Below are 19505 nucleotides of genomic sequence, written 5' to 3'. Positions count from 1 at the left end.
GCGCCGCATCCCTCGGTGACCGCGCTCTGGCAGCATGGCGAGGAGGAGAGCCGTCGCTTCGCCACCCGCTTCGCCGGGCAGCTCCTGCTCATCGGCGCGGGGTTGGGCACGTTCCTGACGCTCGTGCTGGGTGTGCGGCAGGGGGTCTTCTCGGCCGGGTGGTTCGAGTTCCTCGCCGCGTGTGCCGTCGCCGCGGCGTGGGGCCTGGCCTATCTCCTGCTGCCGGGCCCGGCGCCGGATCCGGTGCTGCGGGCCACGCCGGCGGCGGCCGCGTTGCTGATCACCGTCACGCTCGCGCTGAACCACAGCAACGCCGCCGACGGCATGCTCCTGCTCAGCTGGCCGCTGCTGTTCGCCGCGTATCTGCTGCCCCGGCGCACCGCGTACTGGACGCTGGCCGTCGTCGTGGCCTGCCTGACCGTCATCCTGCTGGCCGGCACCGGGCCCGACCGGTTCTCCGCGTGGGTGGAGACCAGCACGTCGATGGTGCTGACGCTGGTGGTGATCCGGCGGGTGCGGGACCAGGCCGACCGGCTCAAGCAGGCGCTGGCCGAGCAGGCCAGCACCGATCCGCTGACCGGGCTGAGCAATCGGCGCACCTTCGACGAGGCGCTGGACCGGGAGGTCACACGGCAGCGCCGGACCCGGGAGCCGTTGTCGTTGCTGGCCGTGGACGTCGACCACTTCAAGAAGATCAACGACACCTGGGGCCACGCGGCCGGCGACGACACCCTGGCCGCCCTCGGCGAACTGCTCCCGAGCCTGGTCCGGGCCAGCGACACGGTCAGCCGGATCGGCGGCGAGGAGTTCGGCGTCCTGCTCCCGGACTGCCCGGCCGGCCAGGCCCGGCTCCGCGCCGACTCCCTGCGCGCCGAGGTCCACGCCGCCTCCCGCACCTGGCCGCACCCGGTGACCGTCAGCGTGGGCGTGGCCACCCTGCCGGACTCCGCCGACGCCCTGGACGAGCTGGTGGTCGCCGCCGACACCGCGCTGTACGCGGCCAAGGACTCCGGACGCGACCAGGTATGCGTCGCACCTGACCGGTCGCGGCGCGAAGATGTGCCCTGAGACTCCCTGCCCGCTGAACAACGCGCCCGGCAAGGCATCGACGACGCCCCGCTCCTCAGTCCTCGGGGTCCGCCAGGCAGTAGATCCCGCCGCCGGGATCACGCATCACCAGCCAGCCCGCGCCCCGTTCCACGAACCGGGCACCCAACGACTCGTGCCACGCCCGGCTGCTATCAGGGTTCGAACTGCTCATGTCCAGATGGGCCGAGGTCGCCCGCTCCTCACCGATCCGCTGGAACAGCACCGTCACCGGCAGCCCCGTCGACTCCAGCCAGCTGAACTCCGGCCAGCTCCGGCTCGGCACCACGTCCAGCCCGGTCAGGCCGCTCCAGAACGCCACCTCGGCGTCGTACGCGGACGGCGCGACGTCGATGCTCACCTGCTCCAGCCTGCTGCGCGTCCCGTCCGGTTCCACGATCGGACGCGGCACCCGGGTGGCGCCGTGCCAGGCGGTGACGCAGAGCCCGTATCCACTCGGCGAGGTCACGTACGCCCACTCGTCGTCCCGCTCGACCACCGCGCCGCCGAGTTCCGCGGCCCGCGCCACGGCCGCCTGGAAGTCGTCGAACTCCAGATCCACGTGCGCCCCGTTCCCGCTCAGCACACCCTGCACCTTCAGCGACGCGTCGCCGTTCCCCTCGGCAGGTAGCAGCGTCGCGAACTCGCCGCGCACGCCGCGCCGCGCGGACAGGGTCGTGCCCGTGACGGCCGTCCAGAAGCGGGCGCTGCGCCCGAAGGCCGGTTCCGGACGGTCAATAAATGCCCAAGCCCACTTCAGCATGCCACCAGGCTATTCCCAACGTGGCCCCCGGAGCCGTAACCTGCCGCGGTGCAGACCGACGACGATCTCCCGGAACCGCCGTCCCGCGACGGGTCAGAGCACGAGGCCGAGCGCACGTCAGAGCCTGAGTCAGGGCCTGAGTCAGGGCCCGGGGTCGAGCCCGGGGCGGGGCTCGAGACCGAGCCGGAATCAGGGTTCGATGAAACCGCCGAGCCGGCTCGCCCCCGCCCCCGCCGCCGCTTCCGTAAGCTGAAGATCACCGCCGCGGTCCTCGCCGGCCTGCTCCTGATCGTGGTCGGCGCCGGCGCGTGGTGGGTCGACGCCGCCATCCACGCCTCCTACCCGCAGACCTCCGGCACGCTCGCCGTCCCCGGCCTGAACGCCGGCGTCGAAGTGGACCGCGACGCGCAGGGCGTCCCGCAGGTCTACGCCTCGACCTCGCACGACTTGTTCTTCGCCCAGGGCTACGTCCAGGCCCAGGACCGCTTCTGGCAGATGGACGTCTACCGGCACATCACCGCCGGCCGGCTGTCCGAGATGTTCGGCTCCGACCAGGTCGACACCGACAAGTTCATCCGCACGATGGGCTGGCGCACGGTCGCCGAGCAGGAATACGCCGTCCTCAGCCCGACGACGAAGGCGTACCTGAACGCCTACTCCGATGGCGTGAACGCGTATTTGAAGGATCACAAGGGCTCGAAAGCGTCAGTGGAGTACGCGGTCCTCGGGTTGCAGACCGACTACACCCCCTACGCCTGGACCCCGATCGACTCAGTGTCCTGGCTCAAGGCCCTGGCCTGGGACCTGCGCGACAACATGCAGTCGGAGATCGACCGCGCGCTGTCCTCGCAGAAGCTCACGCACGACCAGGTGGACCAGTTGTTCCCGCCCTACCCGGCCGACCACCCGACGATCGTGAATCAGGGTGCGGTCGTGAACGGCGCCTTCGACCAGAACGCCACGCCGCCGACGGACGGCCCCGCCGCCGCAGCGGCCCTCCCGGCCGGCGCGGCAAGCGCACTGTCCAACCTCTCGCACACCGTGGCCAACCTCCCCGGCTACCTCCAACCGGACGTGGACGGCGTCGGCTCCAACTCCTGGGTGGTCTCCGGCAGCCTCACCACGACCGGCAAACCGCTGCTGGCCAACGACCCGCACCTGTCCCCTGAGCTGCCCTCGATCTGGTACCAGATGGGGCTGCACTGCACGACGCTGACCGCGGACTGCCCCTACGACGTCACCGGCTTCACCATGCCCGGCACCCCCGGCGTGGTGATCGGCCACACCCCGACTGTCGCCTGGGGCTTCACCAACGGCACCGAGGACGTCAGCGATCTGGTGCTGGAGAAGGTCAGCGGCGACAGTTACGAGTACGACGGCAAGCAGGTCCCTTTGACGGTCCACCAGGAGACCATCAAGGTCGCCGGCGGCAAGTCGGTCCCGATCACCATCCGCTCCACGAATCAGGGCCCGTTGGTCTCCGACGCCGACAAGGACATCGCCAGCGCCGGCAACGGATACGCGGTCGCCCTGCGCTGGACCGCGCTCACCCCCGGACACACCGCCGACGCCTTGTTCGCGCTGGACCGGGCGAGCGACTGGAACTCCTTCCGGGCCGCGGCGGCCGACTTCGCCGTGCCGTCCCAGAACATGATCTACGCCGACACCTCCGGCAATATCGGGTACCAGACGCCCGGCCAGATCCCGATCCGCAGAAACGGCGACGGCCGCTGGCCGGTGCCGGGCTGGACCGACCAGTACGAGTGGACCGGCTACATCCCGTTCGACCAACTGCCGAGCGTGCTGAACCCGAAGGCCGGGTTCGTGGCGACCGCCAACAACCCGGTCATCGGATCGCAGTACCCGTATCTGCTGTCGGAGGACTTCGACTACGGCTACCGCGCCAACGAGATCACCGGCCGCATCCAGGCCGCCACCGCGGGCGGCAAGAAGATCGACGCCGCCGGGATGCGGGCGGTCCAGGCCGACACCCGCAACGAGTTCGCGTCCGTGCTGGTCCCCTACCTGACGCGGCTGCCGGCCTCGGCGAAGAAGCAGACGCGAGCCGCCGCCGCGCTGTTCGACGGCTGGGATGATACGACTCCTGACACGTCGGCCGCCGCGGCCTACTTCTACGAGGTCTGGAAGTTCCTGTGCCAGGACGCCTTCGAGACGAAGCTGCCGGCCTCGGTGGACGTGGACGGCGGCGACCGCTGGTTCGCGGTGGCCGCCTCGCTGCTCCCGGACGCGTCCGGCTTCTGGTGGAACGGCGACCGGGACGCGATGCTGGCCAAGGCGATGGACCAGGCCGCGGCCGAGCTGACATCGCAGCAGGGTTCTGATGTCCGCAAGTGGCAGTGGGGCAAACTGCACAAGCTGACACCCACCAACCAGACCCTGGGCACCGGCGGCCCGTGGTTCGTGAAGTGGCTGGTCAACGGCGACGCGGTGGCAGTGTCCGGCGGCACGTCGGTGGTCGACGCGACCGGCTTCGACATCGCCAAGGACTTCTCGGTGGACGAGCTGCCGTCGATGCGCATGGTCGTGGACCTGTCGGACCTGGACGCCTCGACGTGGGTGAACCTCACCGGCGCGTCCGGGCACGTCGATGATCCGCACTACCTTGACCAGCTGCCGCTGTGGCGGACGTTCCAGACGCTGCCGTGGCCGTATTCGAGGTCTGCGGTATTGGCGGCTACCAAGGATCGATTGACGCTGACGCCGTGATCAGATGCCGGGTCAGAGCCATTCCAGCCAGGTGCCGTGCGGGTCGACCTTCGCCAACGCGGTGGCGGTCGGCGCTTCGGCGGCGGTGAAGTCGCCGGCGGTGAAGTCTACGAAGGACGCCGCGACGTAGCCCGCACTGCCCGGCGCCTCGACACCGAAGACGCGGCCGAACCGGTGGTCCTCGTTGAGGACGAGCATCAGGTCGCGGGTCGCGGCGAGCTCTGCGACCTGCTCGGCGAAGGCCGTGCGGTCGGCATCGGCCAGGTAGGGCAGGACGTGGGAGGACACGACGACCACGACCGCGTCCCGCGGGGCCTCGGCGACCGCCGCCGGGAGCAGGTCCAACAGATCGCCGCGCCGCAGGTCCAGACCGGCCTCGCGGGCCTGGGCCAGCGCGGCCTCCAGCCGGGCCAGGCGGTCCAGGTGCTCGGGCCAGATGCAGGCCCGGAGCCAGTCGGTCTGCTCGGTGTCGTCGGCGCTGATCGGGTTGCGGTCTATCCCGACGCGCGAGGCGATGCGCAGCGGGGTCGCCAGCCACTCCGGGACCGGCTTGTCGCCACGGACCACGGCTTGCAGGAGGAGTTCCGGGGTGGCGGGGTCTCCGAACTCGAGCACCGAACCGTCGGGCTGGTCGTAGCGGTAGCCGTAGCGGTCCGGCAGCAGCATCAGGCCGCTGCTGCATCCCACCTCGACCAGCGCGATCTCGCGGTCCCCGGCCCGTTTCTGGGCCGCGGTGAGGGCCGGGCGGAGCATGGCCGCGCGGCGCGCCTCGTTGGTCTGCGTGACGCGCGTGGAAGTCAGGGCCCGCAGTTCGGTGTCGCGGCGGGTGGTGAACTCCCGGAACGTACCGGTCAGCTCGGAGTCCGGCGCCCTGCTGCCGCCGAGCGAGGGGTAGTACGCGGCGAGCGCCGCGTCCCCCTCGGCCGGGGCGTTGCGCAGCAGGAAGTGGACCGAGGCGAACAGCAGCAGCGGGAGGCGTTCGGTCGGCGGCGCGGCCAGCAGGGCGGCGGCGAGTTCGGGCTCTGTAATGAACGCGGTGTTGAGGTGTTCGTAGAGCGGGGAGGTCTGGACGGCCTTCATGCCGTGGAAGCCTTCGAACACGGGGACGAGGTCCCGCGGCGTGCCGCCGAGATCGGTCATGCGATCACTGTAAGGCCGCCGAGATCCCATTTCCTGGCGGATCGTCGGCGAGCCTCGAGTGCGAAAGAGACGCCCGGATGCCCGGATACCCGGATGCCCAGATGCCCAGATGCCCGGCTACGGCTTACGCGCCACAGCCCCCAGCACCGCCTGCTCCACCGGCGTCCCGATGTCCGTCGTGTCCGGCCGCCACAGCGGACAGGACACCAGGCCCGGCTCGACGGGTTCCAGGCCGTCGAGGTACCCCGCGATCTGCTCGGGGCTGCGCAGGTTGTACGGGACCGCGCCGCTCTGGTTGTAGCGGTTGATGGCGTCCTGGTACGCGGCGTTGGTGTCAGCACCGTCGCGCACCACGAGGTAGCTGCCCGACGGCACCGCGGCCATCAACTGGTGGACGATCTCCAGCGCCCGCTCGTACCGGTCGACGTGCGCCAGGATCCCCTGCAGGACGATGGCGACCGGCTCGGACAGGTCCAGGGTCTGGGCGGCCCCGGCCAGGATCGCCTCGGGGTCGTCGAGATCGGCCTCGATGTAGTCGGTCGCGCCTTCCTCGGTGCCGACCAGCAGTGCCTGCGCGTGTGCCAGGACCAGCGGGTCGTTGTCGACGTAGACGATGCGCGAGCTGGGCTCGATGCCCTGTGCGATCTCGTGGGTGTTGTTCGCCGTGGGCAGGCCGGTGCCGACGTCCAGGAACTGACGGATGCCCGCCTCGGCCGTCAGGAAGCGGACCGTGCGGACCAGGAACTGCCGGCCGCTGCGGGCCAGATCGACTATCTCGGGGAAGACCTCGCGGAAGCGGTCCCCCGCCTCGCGGTCGACCGGGTAGTTGTCCTTGCCGCCCAGCCAGTAGTTGAAGATCCGGGCCGAGTGCGGAACGCTGCTGTCGATCTGCGGGGTCGGCCGGTGCTGCGTCTCGTCGGTCATGGGGCCCATCCTGCCCTGAGGCCCGCTCCGAACGGAATAAGAGCTCTGGGACGCACTTGAGATCCGCTTCGGGCCGGCCGCCGATCGCGGTGGGGAATCAGTACCCTTCGACCAGCCGGGTGAGGAACCCGACGGTCTCCGAGGGCGACAGCGCCTGGACGCAGAGCTGGTCCACCACGGTCGTGTAGGCGTCCAGATCCTCACGTTTGTCCAGGTACGCCGCCCCGGTAAGCTGCTCCAGATAGACGATGTCGGGCAGCGCCGGCTCGGCGAAGCGCAGGATCGTGAACGGCCCGGCCGCCGCCGGACCGCCGCGGGCGAACGGCGCGACCTGGACGGTGACGTGCGGCAGTTGGCACAGCTGAAGCAGATGCGTGAGCTGCGCCCGCATCACACCCGCCCCGCCGGGCTGGCGACGCAGCGCGGCCTCGTCGAGGACCGCCCAGATCCGCGGCGGCTCTGCGCTGTGGACCAGCCGAGCCCGGTTCATCCGCAGCCGCACACGGCGCTCGATCTCCTCGGCGGTCGCCAGCGGGTAGCCGTCGTGGATGACCGCGCGGGCGTAGTCCTCGCTCTGCAACAGGCCGGGGATGAACTGGGCCTCATAGCAGCGGATGACTGAGGCCGCCTCCTCCAGACCGACGTAGACCTCGAACCAGCCGGGCATCAGATCAGCGAAACCGTGCCACCAGCCGTGCGCGTTGGCTTGGGCGGCCAGGGCGAGGATGGCTTCGCGCTCGGTGTCGTCGGAGACGCCGTACAGGCCGAGCAGGTCGGCCACGTCGCGACGCTTGAAGCTGACCTGACCCAACTCCATGCGGCTGATTTTCGTGTGGGAGCAACGGATCTCGTAGCCGGCGGCGCCGCGGGTCACTCCGGCGGCGATGCGCAGGCGGCGCAACTGCGATCCGAGCACCATGCGCATGACGGTCGGCCCGCTGTCCTCGGACCCGACAACCCGATCGACCGAGTGCTCAGCCGGTATCGAGCTCATCCGTGCTCCCAGTGCTGGTGCGCCGCGGCTCCGGCTTGTGGCCCGCCGCGGTTCGTCGTTGTGTCCCCCTAAGGGTAGTCGCTGACGCGGGTTCGGTGTGACGGGGTGTCAAGGGACTGATTTCCAGCACTCTCGGGAGGAGAGTGCTTGCGGGCGGGCGGGTGGCGTGTCAGAGTCTTTTGGCACTCCCTGAGTGAGAGTGCTAATACAAGACGCCTGCGAGTGGGGTCCACATGAGCGGCAGCGCCAACCAAAGCCCGGCCGGCGACGGAAGCACGGCCGGCGGCGACAGCAGCGCGAGCGACGGCAACAACCACAACGGCGATAGCGATAGAAGCAATAGCGTCAAAAGCGCGAGCATGCTCAGCGTCCTGCGCATCCGCGACTACCGCCTGATCCTCACCGGCCAGTTCCTGTCCAGCATCGGCGACTGGCTCCTGCTCGTCGCAGCCCCCTTCTTCGTCTTCCGCCTGACCGGTTCCACCATGGCGACCGGCCTGTCGATGGCCGCCGAGACCGTGCCGGCCGTAGTGCTCGGGCCGGTCGCCGGCGTGTTCGCGGATCGGTGGGACCGGCGGCACACGATGATCGCGGCCGACCTCCTGCGCACCGGCGCCGTCCTGCTGCTGCTGTCGGTCCACACCCGCGGTGAGGTCTGGATCGTCTATGCCGCGCTGGCCCTGGAGTCGGCGTTCGGCCAGTTCTTCGGGCCCGCGCAGCGTGCGCTCGTCCCCAACCTCGTCGGACGCGGGCCCGAGCTCAGCGCGGCGAACTCGCTGGGGCAGCTGGTCGGCGGGACGATACGGCTCGTCGGCGGGCCGTTGGGTGGCGTGCTGTTCGCGGTCGCCGGGTTCCGGGCGGTGGTGGCGACCGACGCGGCGAGTTACACAGCCTCGGCGTGCCTCATAGCCCTGGTTCGCTTCAGGCCGGGTCGGGGGCACTCGCCCGCCGAGCACTCCGCCGAAACCACAGCCCGCTTCACCGAGGACTTCCGCATCGGCATGGGCCACCTCCGCCGCACGCCCGCGCTCCCCACGCTGTTCGGCGTCGCAGCAGTCTTCTTCACCGGCAACGCGATCCTCACCGCGCTCCTCGTCCCCTACCTCAGCGCCGTCCTGGACTCCGGAGCCCAGAGCCTCGGCATCCTGTTCGGCACCCTCGGCCTCGGCTTCCTCCTCGGCGCGCCCGCGAGCCGGCTGGTCGTCGGGCGCGCGTCCGACCGCACCACGATCGCGGCCAGCCTCGGCGCGCTGGCCGTCGTCTTCGCCGTGACGTTCAACGTGCCGCACCTCGCCGGCGACGTCGTCCTGTTCACACTCATCGGGCCGCCGGCCGTCTGCTTCCTGGTCACCGCCGACACCTCGATCACGCGCCGGACGCCGGATCGCGTCCAGGGCCGGGTCAGCTCCGCCTACCTCGCGGTCCAAGGGCTGGCCACGCTGAGCGGCATGGTCGGCGGGTCGCTGCTCGGGCAGGAGATCGGGATCGTCGCGGCCATGGACGCCGCCGCCGGGCTGATCGCGGTGTCGGCGGCGTACGCCTTGCTGCTGCCCGCGCGATGAACAGGCCGCGCGGGGTTCAAACCCCGATGTGACCGGAATCTCATTTGATCGCCTTGTCTCATGAAGTTCTCATATGGGACAGTACGGACGATACTGTGCGAGGCCCCGAGACTGTGCCACGCCATGAGTGACTCGTCCCGGAAGGCCCTCCCATGAGCCTGACCAGCACTTCGCTGCTCATCCTCGCGGCGTGCGTGACCATCGGCGCCCCGGTCGCCACCTATCTGCTGTGGAACCGGGCCCGCGGCCCGCGCCCGGTGCGCGCCGCCAGCCGGCTCGGATTGATCGGCCTGTGCCAGGCCACGATGCTGTTGCTGGTCGGGCTGCTGATCAACAACCACTACGACCTGTACGCCTCGTGGAGCGATCTGCTCGGCGACGACGGCGGCGGGCCGGTCGCCCTGCACCAGGCCACCCGCACGGCCACCGATCTGAACCAGAGCGGCACGCCTGCGACCGACCCGAACGCGAACCCGAACCCGAACCCGAACGCGAACCGGCAGCCGCAGCTCGGCTTCGGCGGCGGCGGGCAGTCCGCGCACGGCACCGCGCCGAATCCGGCGGGCACCGTGAACCCCGCGAACGTCCCCAAGCCGGTCTTCGTCCCCGGCGGCCACGACACTCAGGTCGCGGCCTTCCGCGGCCCGCTGTCCGGCATCGGCGGGAACGGCGGCGACGTCGCGGTCTGGCTGCCGCCGCAGTACAACCAGCCCGCCTACGCGAACACCCGCTTCCCGGTGATCATGCTGTTCCCGGGCTACCCCGGCTCGCCGGCCGGCTGGTTCAGCGTCCTGGACGGCGGCGGGGTGCTCCAGCAGATGCTCGCCAAGCAGCAGGCCACACCGTTCGTGCTGGTCGCGGTGAACGTCAACCAGAACGGCCAGAACCTCAACTGCTCCAACATCCCCGGCGGCCCGCAGATGGCCACGTACATCGCCGAGGACGTGCGCACCATGATCGAGGCGAACTTCCACGTCTCCGACAAGCGCACCGGCTGGGGCCTCATGGGCTTCTCCGACGGCGGGCTGTGCGCCGGCAAGCTCCTGGTGCAGTACCCGCAGTACTTCCGCTCCGCGGCACAGATGGCCGGGGACTCCACGCCCGACGGCCGTCAGGTGGTGCGAGCCGGAACGGACTTCGTCGACCAGAACTCCACGCTGTGGCTGCTGACGCACCGCCACCCCGGCCCGGACCAGCCGGTCAGCCTGCTGGCGGCGGTCTCGGACCAGGACACCGACTCGCTGCCGGTGGCGTTCCAGTTGCAGGCCGCGGCGCCGGACATCGTGTCGGTGTCAGAGCACGCACACGGTGCGCACAACCCGGCGGTGTGGCGAAGCTGGCTGCCCGAGATGTACACCTGGCTCAGCCAGCATCTCGACAGCGCGCAGCCGGCCGGATAGGCCGGATCAGCCCGTCATCTCCGCCGCCATTGTGGTTGCAAAAGAAAACCGCCCCCCTTAATCTGGTTTTCTTCTACTGCCACTTTGGGGGTGCGGAATGGGCTTCGCCCTGCTCCTGGCAGTGGCCGGCGGCCTGTCGGTCGCGAACGTCTACTACGCGCAGCCGCTGCTGGCCCAGATCGGCGACGCGCTCCACGTCAGCGCCGGGAGCCTGGGCCTGACCACGGCGGTCACGCAACTGGGCTACCTGCTCGGCCTGATCCTGCTCGTCCCGCTCGGCGACCTGGTGGATCCGCGCAAGCTGATCAGCCGGCTGGCGTTCGCCGCCGGGATCGGGCTCACGGCCGCCGGGCTCGCCGACGGACCGGCCCCGTTCTTCGCGGCCTGCGCCGTCGTGGGGGTGGCGTCGGCGGTCGTGCAGGTCATCGTCGCCTACGCGGCGGTGCTGAGCCCGCCGGAGCGACGCGGCCGGGTGCTGGGCGTGGTGACCAGCGGCGTCGTCCTCGGAATCCTGTTGGCCCGCACCGCTTCCGGGCTGGTCGCCTCCGCGCTCGGCTGGCGCGCGGCGTTCCTGCTCCCGGCCGTGGTCATGGTCGTGATGGCCGCGGCCTTGAGCCGGCTGCCGTCACGCCCCCGGCCCCAGACCACGCCGGTCCCCTACCGCCGCCTCATCACGTCGGTCTTCACGCTCACCGCGCGGAACCGCACCTTCCGTATCAGGAGTCTGCTCGCCTTGTTCCTGTTCGGATGCTTCGGCGCGCTGTGGGGCTCGGTCGCGCTGCCGTTGGCCGAGGCGCCGTGGCACCTGTCGACGTCCCAGATCGGCCTGTTCGGTATCGCCGGGGCCGCGGGGGCCCTCAGCGCGAGCGGCGCCGGACGTCTCGCCGACCGCGGACGCGCGCCGCTGGTCACCGGCGTCACGCTGGTCCTGCTGCTGGCGTCGTGGGCGGCGATCGGCACGGCCGAGTTCTCGCTGCCGCTGCTGATCGTCGGCATCGTCGTCCTGGACTTCGCCGGCCAGGCCCTGCACGTGACCAACCAGCACCTGATCGTCGCCGACGACCCGACCGCGACCAGCCGCGTCATCGGCGGCTACATGGTCTACTACTCGCTCGGCACCGGCGGCGGGGCGATCATCGCCACAAGTCTTTACAGCGCCTGGGGATGGGGCGCTGTCTGCACCTTCGGCGCGGCTATGGCGGTGCTGGCATTGGCGGTGTGGCTCTATGAGCTGATTCGCCCGACCGCGGGGGTGAAGCAGGTGTCAGATCCAGCACCCTCGGCCACGCCATCGGTAAACTCGGTCAAAAGCCGCCATATCAGGACTCATGCAAGGAGCTGACCATGCCGAGGGTCGATCGCCGGTTCGCGTTCGCCGGTGCCGTCACCGCGACCGCCGTGACCACAGTGCTCACGCCGGGCATCGCCAGTGCGACACCCGCGTCCGGGGTGTCGGGCACAGTCATCGGCAAGACCACCGTCTTGGGCACGGACTCCGTCCACCAGCAGATCACGATCCAGCCCGGCGGCAGCACCGGATGGCAGTGGCACGACGGGACGCTGGCGGTGTACGTCGAGCAGGGCTCGCTGACGCACAACGACGCGAGTTGCACGACGACCGACGTCTTCAGCCAGAACACGTCGTTCGTGGAGGCCGGCGGCGCGGAGAACGTGCAGATCGACCGGAACCTGGGGACGACACCGGTGGTGCTGGACGTGGAGTACACCAATCCGGCGGGGAGCCCGTTGGCCGAGGACGCCCCGAATCCCGGATGCGGGTTCCAGTAAAGTCGTGACCACCCCCATTCCCTAAGGCGGTTCCCTGACATGCCCCGCACGATCGCCACCAACACCTCCGTCGACCTCGAAGCGCTGCTCGACTTCGTCCGTCCCCGACACCGGGCGCTGCTGATCACCCGGCGGGCCGACGGATCGCCGCAGGCCTCGCCCTTGACCTGCGGGGTCGACGATTCGGGGCGCCTGGTCATGTCCACCTACCCGGAGCGGGCGAAGACCACGAACGCGCGGCGGGAGGCGGCGGTCAGCGTCGTGGTCCTGTCGGATGAGTGGAACGGCCCGTGGGTGCAGATCGACGGCGACGCCGAGGTGCTGGACCTGCCGGACTCGGTGGAACCGCTGGTCGAGTACTACCGCAACATCGCCGGTGAGCACCCCGACTGGGACGAGTACCGGGAGGCGATGGTGCAGCAGGGCAAGTCGATCATCCGAGTCACGCCGCGCCGGTGGGGGCCGGTGGCGACCGGTGGTTTCCCGGCGCGGTTGGCGGACTGAGCGGTCGGCTGACTATGCGCCCATCGCGGTACCTGTCCTGTTTGGACGGGCTCCGTTAACCTGACGTTCCGACCGCGTTCCACCTTGTCGGCGCCGCTCGTCCTAGCTTGCCGGGCAAGATGATCAGCGACGCGCCGAGGGACGGGACACATATGGCGGAGCCGGGTTCGGAATCAGTGGACGTACTCGTCGTCGGAGCCGGCATCGTCGGGTTGGCGTGCGCCTATGAGGCGGTGGAACGCGGGCGGTCCGTCGCCGTCGTCGAGCGTGACGACCGGGCCGCCGGCGCCTCCATACGCAACTTCGGCCACGCCTGCGCGACCGCGCAGTCCGGGCCCGCGCTCGGCTACGGCCGGGCGGCTCGGGTGACCTGGCTCCGGCTGGCCGAGGCGGCCGGGTTCTGGGCCCGACGTACCGGGACGCTGATGGTGGCGCGCCACGACGACGAGCTCGCGGTGTTGGAGGAGTTCTCCGGCCGGCGCGGCGAGGAGGCGCTGATGCTGACCGCCGAGGAGGTGGCCGGGCACGCCGCGTTCGGCCCGGGTGTCGTCGGCGGCGCCTGGCTGTCGCAGGACCTGCGCGTGGATCCGCGCGAGAGCGTCCCGAGGATCGCCGAATACCTCGCCGCCCGCGGGGTGCGGTTCCACTGGGCCACGACCGCACACGTCATCGAGCCCGGACGTGTCCAGACCGGCCGGGGCGAGCTGCGCGCCGACCGGATCGTCGTCGCCACCGGCCACGACGTGGACCGCCACTTCCCCGGCCTGGCCGCCGAACACGGCGTCCAGCGCTGCGCGCTGCGGATGCTCCGCGTCGACAACCCGACCGGCCAAAGTATCGAACCGGCCGTGCAGACCGGTTTCTCGATGCTCCGCTACGGCGGCTTCGCCGAATGCGCCTCGCTGCCCGCGCTGCGCGACCGGCTCACTCGCGATCACCCCGACCTGGTCGGCATCGGCCTGAACCTGATGTTCACCCAGCGCCCCGACGGCACGCTGACCATCGGCGACACCCACAGCTACGCCAGCACGCACCTGCCCTTCAACGACGAAGAGCTAGACGCCGCGGTCCTGCGCGAAACGGCGAAGCTGCTCGGCGTGGAGCGGTTGACGGTGCGCGAGCGCTGGCGCGGGGTCTACGCCTCGGCGCCCGAGCCGTTCCTGAACGCCGAGCCGGCCGAGGGCGTGCGGGTCGCGGCCGTGACCGCGGGGGTCGGGATGACGACCGCGTTCGGCTTCGCGCAGGAGGTCATGGCGGGCGTGCTCGGGAACCGCGCGTAACGGCAGTAACGCCAGTAAGGCGGGTCACACGAATCAGGGAGGGTGCGCTCAGACCCTCCCTGGCAGGGCCTGGTTCACCCGGATCCGCCCTGCCTACGCTCTGATCATGACCCGTACGCAAAAGCCCATCGGCAGCGGATTCAGCGCTGCCAGCACGGCCCGTGAAGTGCTCGACGGAATCGACCTGACCGGCCGGTTCGCCGTCGTCACCGGCGGTGGCTCCGGTCTCGGCCTGGAGGATGTCAGTGCCCTGTCCGCCGCCGGGGCGACCGTGCTCGTCCCCGCCCGGCGCCCCGACGCGGCCCGCGCCGCCCTGGCCGGGGTGGAGCGCGTCGAGGTCGCCGAGCTCGACCTGGCCGACCTGGACTCGGTACGCGCGTTCGCCGCACGTCTGCTGGACGACGGCCGCGGCATCGACTACCTGATCAACTGCGCCGGTGTGATGGCCGCTCCGCTCACCCGCGTGGGGCCGGGCTGGGAGCTCCAGTTCGGCACCAATCACCTCGGCCACTTCGCCCTGACCAACCTGCTGTGGCCGGCGCTGGTCGCCGACGGCGGCGCCCGGGTGGCGGCGTTCTCCTCGCGCGGTCACAAGTTCTCCGACATCCGCTGGGACGACCCGCACTTCGAGCGGGACTACGACCGCTGGCAGGCGTACGGGCAGTCGAAGACCGCGAACATCCTGTTCGCCCTGCACCTCGACACCCTCGCCGAGTCCTCCGGCGTGCGGGCGTTCTCGCTCAACCCCGGCGGCATCCGCACCAACCTCCAGCGCTACGTCGCGCCCGAGGACGCGATCGCCCTCGGCTGGGTCGACAGCGACGGCAACGACCTCATCCGCTGGAAGTCGGTCGGCGCCGGGGCGGCGACGGCGGCTTGGGCGGTGAGCGCACCGGCTTTGGCCGGCCTTGGCGGGCTCTACCTTGAGGACTGCGAGGTCGCAGAGGTCGTGGATCCGGAGGCACCGGACGCCATGCGCGCCGGGCTGCATCCGTGGGGAGCCGACGCGGAGGCCGCATCACGGCTGTGGACGCTGTCGGCTGAGCTCACCGGAATCAACGCGTTCTGATCCGCCGGCCTGTTGACGCGATGACTCGTTTACTCGGGCCTCAGGCGCGCATTGGAAGAATCGACAACGCACACGAAAGGAGTCGAATATGTGTGGTGTCGAATACTCCCAAGTGCGCGCGTGCTGAATCGCCGTCGCCTGCTCGGATTGTCAACGCTGGCGGCCGGATTGGCGGCCACAGGCGTAGCCGGCTGTGGTTCGGCTACGCCCGCGGCCTTGCCGGCGAACACTCCAGCAGGCGATTCCACTACGGATCCCGGCGGTGGCGGCAGCGGGGGCAGCAGCAGCCGTAGTAGCGGTGCCGACACCGCTCCCGCCGCGGGCCACGTCTCCGCGCCGCCACCGGTCAACGTGATCGCCGCCAACCTGAACCAGGACCTTGATCTGCTGGACTTCGCACAGTTGCGGGCGGTCTCGGCGACCTGGGTCCGCGGCTTCTACCTCATGCAGAACGCCGATCAAGGCGACGTGGCCGGCCAGCCCGGGATGAAGAAGCTGACCGCGGCCGTCGCCGACGGTTACGGCACCGTGCTGAACCTGAAATTCGACTACGCGCAGGGCCTTCCGGACGTCGGCAGCAGCGCGATGGACGTCGCCCTCGCGCGCCTCGACAAGGCCCTGGCGGTCGTCCTGGGCCAGGTCGACATCGTCGTGATCGGCAACGAGCCGTTCTTCGAATGCGGCCAGAAGACCGGCAATCTCAACGCTTTCTACGAAGCCGTCGCGCAACACGCGATCGACTATCGGAAGCAGCACGGCGCCGCCGCCACGAAAACGCAGATCTTCATGGGCGCCCTCACCGATTTGGAGAATCCCAAGAAGAGCGATGTCCCGCTCATCAATCGCTGGCTCGCGTATGTGAAGGGCAACCCGGACATCGCCGGGACGGACTGTCACCCGCACGTGGCCTCGATGAGCGACTGCCAGCGCTACCTCGACTCCATCGTCCCCCGGATCCGGCCGGACCAGAAGTTCCTGGCCACCGAGTTCTCGCTGGTCAAGCTGTATCAGAAGCACCTGTCCGACCCAGCCCGGCGCCGACGGCCTGCCCGGTCAGAACCTCACGTGGGCGGGCGAGTTCCGGTCGCTGCAACACACGTGAGGTGACGCACGTGAGATGACACACGTGAGGTGACGCTGTCACGAGTGCCGGTGATAGGCCTTGTTCGCGATCCGCCATCCGTCGCCCACGCGCACCAGCAGGAAGATGTCGGTGAAGGTGTCCGGGCCGTGCTTGAGCGTCATGCCGGCGGAGGCGACGCTGCCGTGCACCCGGACGCTGTCGATGCGGCGGGTGCGGGTCGACTCGTCCTCGGCCGGCTGGCCGTCGAACATGGCGCAGTACTCGTCCAGCGGCCACGAGACGAAGACGCCGTCCCGGATTCCCTCGATGTGCGCGCTGCTGAGGAACGCCTCGCGGAAGTGGGCCGGGTCGCGGGTGGCGTGGCCGCGGATGTAGGCGCGGAGTGGTTCGAGCACGGCTTCGAGCACAGCGTCGTCCACAGCGGGAGCGGTTGCGACAACGGCGATATCGGCTTCAGGGCCGGCAGGCGCGTCGGCCAGTTCCGCCGCGATGGGCAGGGGCTTGTCCGTCGCGTCGGCCAGCAGCGCCATGTCCTTGGCCAGCGCGCCGATCGTGAACGTGGCCTCGGGGGTTCCGGGCTTCGCGGTCGCGGACGGCTCGATGAGGAAGTCCCGTTTGCGCACGAGCCCGCCCAGCAGGCCGAGCTCGAGAATGTCCAACGCCGCGGCCCTGGGCAGCCCCAGCGCGTCCGCCTGTTGCAGCGAGTCACGGAGTGCGAAGACGGCGCCGGCGAGGGAGGAGTTCGCGACCAGCTTGAGAGCGGCGGCGGTGGCCGCGTCTTCGACGCGTCGGACCGTACCGAGTGCTTCGAGGACCGGCCGGACGGCATCGAAGGGCTCTGCGTTACCGGCGGCGAGGATCCGCAGTGCTCCGTTCGCCACCGCGGGACCGGAGCCCAGCACGGGCGCGTGGACGTAGTTCGGGCCGAAGCGCGCGGCGAGTGCGGCGGCTTCGTCGGGGCCGACGGTGCTGGTGTTGAGCACGACCGCGTCCGGCCGCAGGGAATCGCGGACCTGGTCGAGAACCTGCTCGCAGGCCGGTCCGTCGAACAGGCACAGCAGCACTATGTCAGCCTTCTGTACCGCCTCGTTCGCGTCGCCCGCCGGTTCCACGCTTCCGGCCGCCGGGCGGCCGGAACGGGTCCAGCCGATGACGTGCCAGCCCTGGTCGGCGAGTCGGGTGGCTATCGGGGCGCCCAGCCGGCCCAGGCCGAGGACGGTGATGGTGTGCGGTGTCGTCATGGTGCCGAGCGTGCAGCATCGTCAGGCCTGCGACAAACGCGTATCTCGCAGATCAGCTATGCGTGCGGCGCATGACTCGGCCTCAGGGTCAGCGCGGCGGCCACGAACGAGGCGACCAGCGGCCGGGAGTCCTGCGCGTTCCAGGCCAGCACGAGATGGCTGGGTGCCGCGTCCGTGATCGGGACGCGGACCAGGCCCGGCGGGAGCACCGGGACGAGCGAGCGGGGCAGCACGCCGATCATCCGGTCCGCGCTGATCATGTGCAGCATCTGGACCACGTCGCCGACCTGGACCCCGGCGCCTTCCTCGGAGGAGGCGTCGTTCCACTGCGGCAGCGGCTCACCGACGAGATCGGCGAGCCGTACCGGGGCACGACCGGCCAGCCGGTGCGCCGCCGGGACGATGAGGACGCGGTCCTCGGTGTACAGGCGCTCGTAGGCCAGGCCGTCGAGCGGGTCGAACGGGGCGAAGAGCAGGCCGACGTCGGCTCGGCCGTCGAGCAGGAAGTCGGCCCGGTCGGTGGGGCCGCTGAACAGGATGTCCACGGGCCGGGCGCCCGGGTGCGCGGCGTAGGCGGCGATGAGGCCGGACAAAAGCCCGCCGTCCCCACCCGGCTTGAGGACGAGCCGCAGGTGGGCCTGGCTGCTGCCGGCGTTCTGCGCGTGCCGGACCGCGGCGCCGACCGCGTTGAGCGCGTGCCGGCCGTGCTCCTGCAACGCCAGGCCGGCTGCCGTCAGCTCGACGTGCCGACTGGAGCGGACGAACAGCGCGACGCCGAGCCGGGTCTCGATCCGCCGCACCGCCTTGGACAGCGCCGGCTGCGCGATCGAGAGCCGGATCGCCGCCCGGCCGAAGTGCAATTCGTCCGCGACCGCGAGGAAGTACTCCAGCTCGCGGGTCTCCAACTCACTCATGCCTCCAGGTTATCGCCGAAGAGCGAAGAGGTCTTGGACACCGGAGGTCACGAGCACCGAGAATCGCAGCATGATCCAGCACACCATGATTGTCTCGTTCACCGAGCCGTTGCCCGACGGCGAACTCGATCGATACCTCACAGACATCGAACGAGCCCTCCTGGCGACCGGCCACGTCCAGTCCGCCGCCAGTGCCCACCACATCCCCGTCCCCGGCGAGGAGCACATCCCCGCACTGATCGCCACCGCGATCGTGCAGATCTCCGTCGCCGACCACGAGGCGCTGACGAAGACCTTCGCCGCACCGGAGGTCGGCGAGGTGATCGACGAGTGGCGCGGGCGCTACGCGTACAAGGTCGGGTGGGCCAACCACGAGCCGCTGGCGTGAGCGTGCGGTGCATGCGGCGGTAATACGCGGCGCCGGGAACGGCGAACCGGCGCGGGCGGGCATCGCGTCGTGCGGCGGGCATCCTGCGATGCCCGCCGCACGCTGATGCCGGAGGCCGGTCACGTCCCGGGCTTGCGTCCCCAGACGTAGACGGCCTCGCCGAGCGTCGTCGCGGCCCACAGCCGCCGGGCATCGGCGACCCTGATGTTCACGCAGCCATGGGAGCCCGGACCCCGCGACAGGTCCTCGGTGACTCCGTGGATCGCCTGGCCGCCGCTGAAGAACAGGCTGTAGGGCATCGGCGAGGAGTACTCGTTCGACCAGTGGTGTTGGTCGCGCTGGAAGACGTGGAACCAGCCGGTCCGGGTGGCGTCGCCGCGACGGCCCGACCGGGTCGGGATCGACGGGAACTCGGTCTTGCCGTTCTTCTGGACCCACAGCCGTTGATGGCTCAGGTCGACGCAGATGACCGGCGCGGGGCGGTTCGGACAGCCGGCGCCGCCCGAACCGGTGCCGACGGCCTGGGCGGCGAAAGCGGAGCCGGGGAACAGCAGCGAGGCTGTGAGGACACTGATGGACGTCGCCATCCTCAATAAGCCGACGAGTGAGCGTGACATAAGGGCTGTCTCTTATACACATCT

At 70.3% G+C, this 19505-nt stretch carries 18 protein-coding genes; 11 read left to right on the top strand and 7 right to left on the bottom strand.

Going from position 1 to position 19505, the window contains the following annotated elements:
- The first annotated feature begins 15 nt into the window (after positions 1-15).
- A complete protein-coding gene (locus KGQ19_RS52155; RefSeq protein WP_212015688.1) occupies positions 16-1068 on the top strand; it encodes a GGDEF domain-containing protein in 1053 nt (350 codons plus the stop codon).
- 55 nt (positions 1069-1123) lie between these two features.
- Here KGQ19_RS52155 and KGQ19_RS31040 read toward each other — a convergent pair whose 3' ends face one another.
- Positions 1124-1849 (bottom strand): VOC family protein, encoded by a 726-nt coding sequence (locus KGQ19_RS31040; RefSeq protein ID WP_212015686.1) that lies wholly within the window; start codon positions 1847-1849, stop codon positions 1124-1126.
- A 48-nt stretch (positions 1850-1897) separates the two neighbouring features.
- Between KGQ19_RS31040 and KGQ19_RS31035 the strand changes: the two genes are divergently transcribed.
- Positions 1898-4576: a penicillin acylase family protein gene (locus KGQ19_RS31035; protein ID WP_307856564.1), complete on the top strand. Its 2679-nt coding sequence runs from the start codon at positions 1898-1900 to the stop codon at positions 4574-4576.
- 12 nt (positions 4577-4588) lie between these two features.
- Here the strand turns inward: KGQ19_RS31035 and KGQ19_RS31030 are convergent, their stop codons facing one another.
- The 3 genes from KGQ19_RS31030 to KGQ19_RS31020 all read right to left on the bottom strand — a co-directional run bounded on the left by KGQ19_RS31030 (position 4589) and on the right by KGQ19_RS31020 (position 7634).
- A complete protein-coding gene (locus KGQ19_RS31030; RefSeq protein ID WP_212015684.1) occupies positions 4589-5716 on the bottom strand; it encodes a DUF2332 domain-containing protein in 1128 nt (375 codons plus the stop codon).
- A gap of 117 nt (positions 5717-5833) precedes the next feature.
- On the bottom strand, positions 5834-6640 hold the full coding sequence (locus tag KGQ19_RS31025; RefSeq protein ID WP_212015682.1) for an SAM-dependent methyltransferase: 807 nt from the start codon (positions 6638-6640) through the stop codon (positions 5834-5836).
- Positions 6641-6737: 97 nt separating this feature from the next.
- Positions 6738-7634 carry a Sco1979 family transcriptional regulator gene (locus tag KGQ19_RS31020; RefSeq protein WP_212015675.1) on the bottom strand — a complete coding sequence of 299 codons (897 nt, stop codon included), beginning with the start codon at positions 7632-7634 and terminating at the stop codon, positions 6738-6740.
- 233 nt (positions 7635-7867) lie between these two features.
- Here KGQ19_RS31020 and KGQ19_RS31015 point away from each other — a divergent pair, with 233 nt between their 5' ends.
- The 8 genes from KGQ19_RS31015 to KGQ19_RS30980 all read left to right on the top strand — a co-directional run bounded on the left by KGQ19_RS31015 (position 7868) and on the right by KGQ19_RS30980 (position 16344).
- Positions 7868-9196 (top strand): MFS transporter, encoded by a 1329-nt coding sequence (locus tag KGQ19_RS31015; RefSeq protein ID WP_230419719.1) that lies wholly within the window; start codon positions 7868-7870, stop codon positions 9194-9196.
- Between the two features lie 152 nt (positions 9197-9348).
- The gene (locus tag KGQ19_RS31010) at positions 9349-10596 is read left to right on the top strand and encodes an alpha/beta hydrolase (protein WP_212015673.1); all 1248 of its coding nucleotides are present in this window, start codon (positions 9349-9351) and stop codon (positions 10594-10596) included.
- Positions 10597-10693: 97 nt separating this feature from the next.
- On the top strand, positions 10694-11938 hold the full coding sequence (locus tag KGQ19_RS31005) for an MFS transporter (RefSeq protein ID WP_212015671.1): 1245 nt from the start codon (positions 10694-10696) through the stop codon (positions 11936-11938).
- Positions 11939-11940: 2 nt separating this feature from the next.
- Positions 11941-12384, top strand: coding sequence for a cupin domain-containing protein (locus tag KGQ19_RS31000; protein ID WP_230419718.1), 444 nt, complete (start codon positions 11941-11943; stop codon positions 12382-12384).
- A gap of 39 nt (positions 12385-12423) precedes the next feature.
- On the top strand, positions 12424-12888 hold the full coding sequence (locus KGQ19_RS30995) for a PPOX class F420-dependent oxidoreductase (protein WP_212015669.1): 465 nt from the start codon (positions 12424-12426) through the stop codon (positions 12886-12888).
- 152 nt (positions 12889-13040) lie between these two features.
- Positions 13041-14168 (top strand): TIGR03364 family FAD-dependent oxidoreductase, encoded by a 1128-nt coding sequence (locus tag KGQ19_RS30990; RefSeq protein WP_212015667.1) that lies wholly within the window; start codon positions 13041-13043, stop codon positions 14166-14168.
- A gap of 106 nt (positions 14169-14274) precedes the next feature.
- The gene (locus tag KGQ19_RS30985; protein ID WP_230419717.1) at positions 14275-15237 is read left to right on the top strand and encodes an oxidoreductase; all 963 of its coding nucleotides are present in this window, start codon (positions 14275-14277) and stop codon (positions 15235-15237) included.
- A gap of 216 nt (positions 15238-15453) precedes the next feature.
- Complete coding sequence (locus KGQ19_RS30980; RefSeq protein WP_212015665.1) at positions 15454-16344, top strand: hypothetical protein; 891 nt, start codon at positions 15454-15456, stop codon at positions 16342-16344.
- 33 nt (positions 16345-16377) lie between these two features.
- On the opposite strand, the gene KGQ19_RS30975 is transcribed toward KGQ19_RS30980, so the two are convergent.
- Together KGQ19_RS30975 and KGQ19_RS30970 are read right to left on the bottom strand one after the other, a co-directional pair.
- Positions 16378-17562, bottom strand: a complete 1185-nt coding sequence (locus KGQ19_RS30975; protein WP_212015663.1) for a nuclear transport factor 2 family protein — start codon at positions 17560-17562, stop codon at positions 16378-16380.
- A gap of 56 nt (positions 17563-17618) precedes the next feature.
- Positions 17619-18476 (bottom strand): LysR family transcriptional regulator, encoded by an 858-nt coding sequence (locus KGQ19_RS30970; protein ID WP_212015661.1) that lies wholly within the window; start codon positions 18474-18476, stop codon positions 17619-17621.
- Positions 18477-18546: 70 nt separating this feature from the next.
- On the opposite strand from KGQ19_RS30970, the gene KGQ19_RS30965 reads away from it, so the two are divergent.
- Entirely contained in the window at positions 18547-18864 is a 318-nt protein-coding gene (locus KGQ19_RS30965) for a hypothetical protein (protein WP_212015659.1), read from the top strand.
- Positions 18865-18983: 119 nt separating this feature from the next.
- Here the strand turns inward: KGQ19_RS30965 and KGQ19_RS30960 are convergent, their stop codons facing one another.
- Positions 18984-19451, bottom strand: coding sequence for a L,D-transpeptidase (locus KGQ19_RS30960; RefSeq protein WP_212015657.1), 468 nt, complete (start codon positions 19449-19451; stop codon positions 18984-18986).
- Positions 19452-19505: the final 54 nt, after the last annotated feature.

The organism is Catenulispora pinistramenti (genome assembly GCF_018274385.1).
Lineage (GTDB): Bacteria > Actinomycetota > Actinomycetes > Streptomycetales > Catenulisporaceae > Catenulispora > Catenulispora pinistramenti.
Note: the sequence above shows the minus strand (reverse complement) of the source record. Positions and strands in the feature narration are given on the sequence as shown.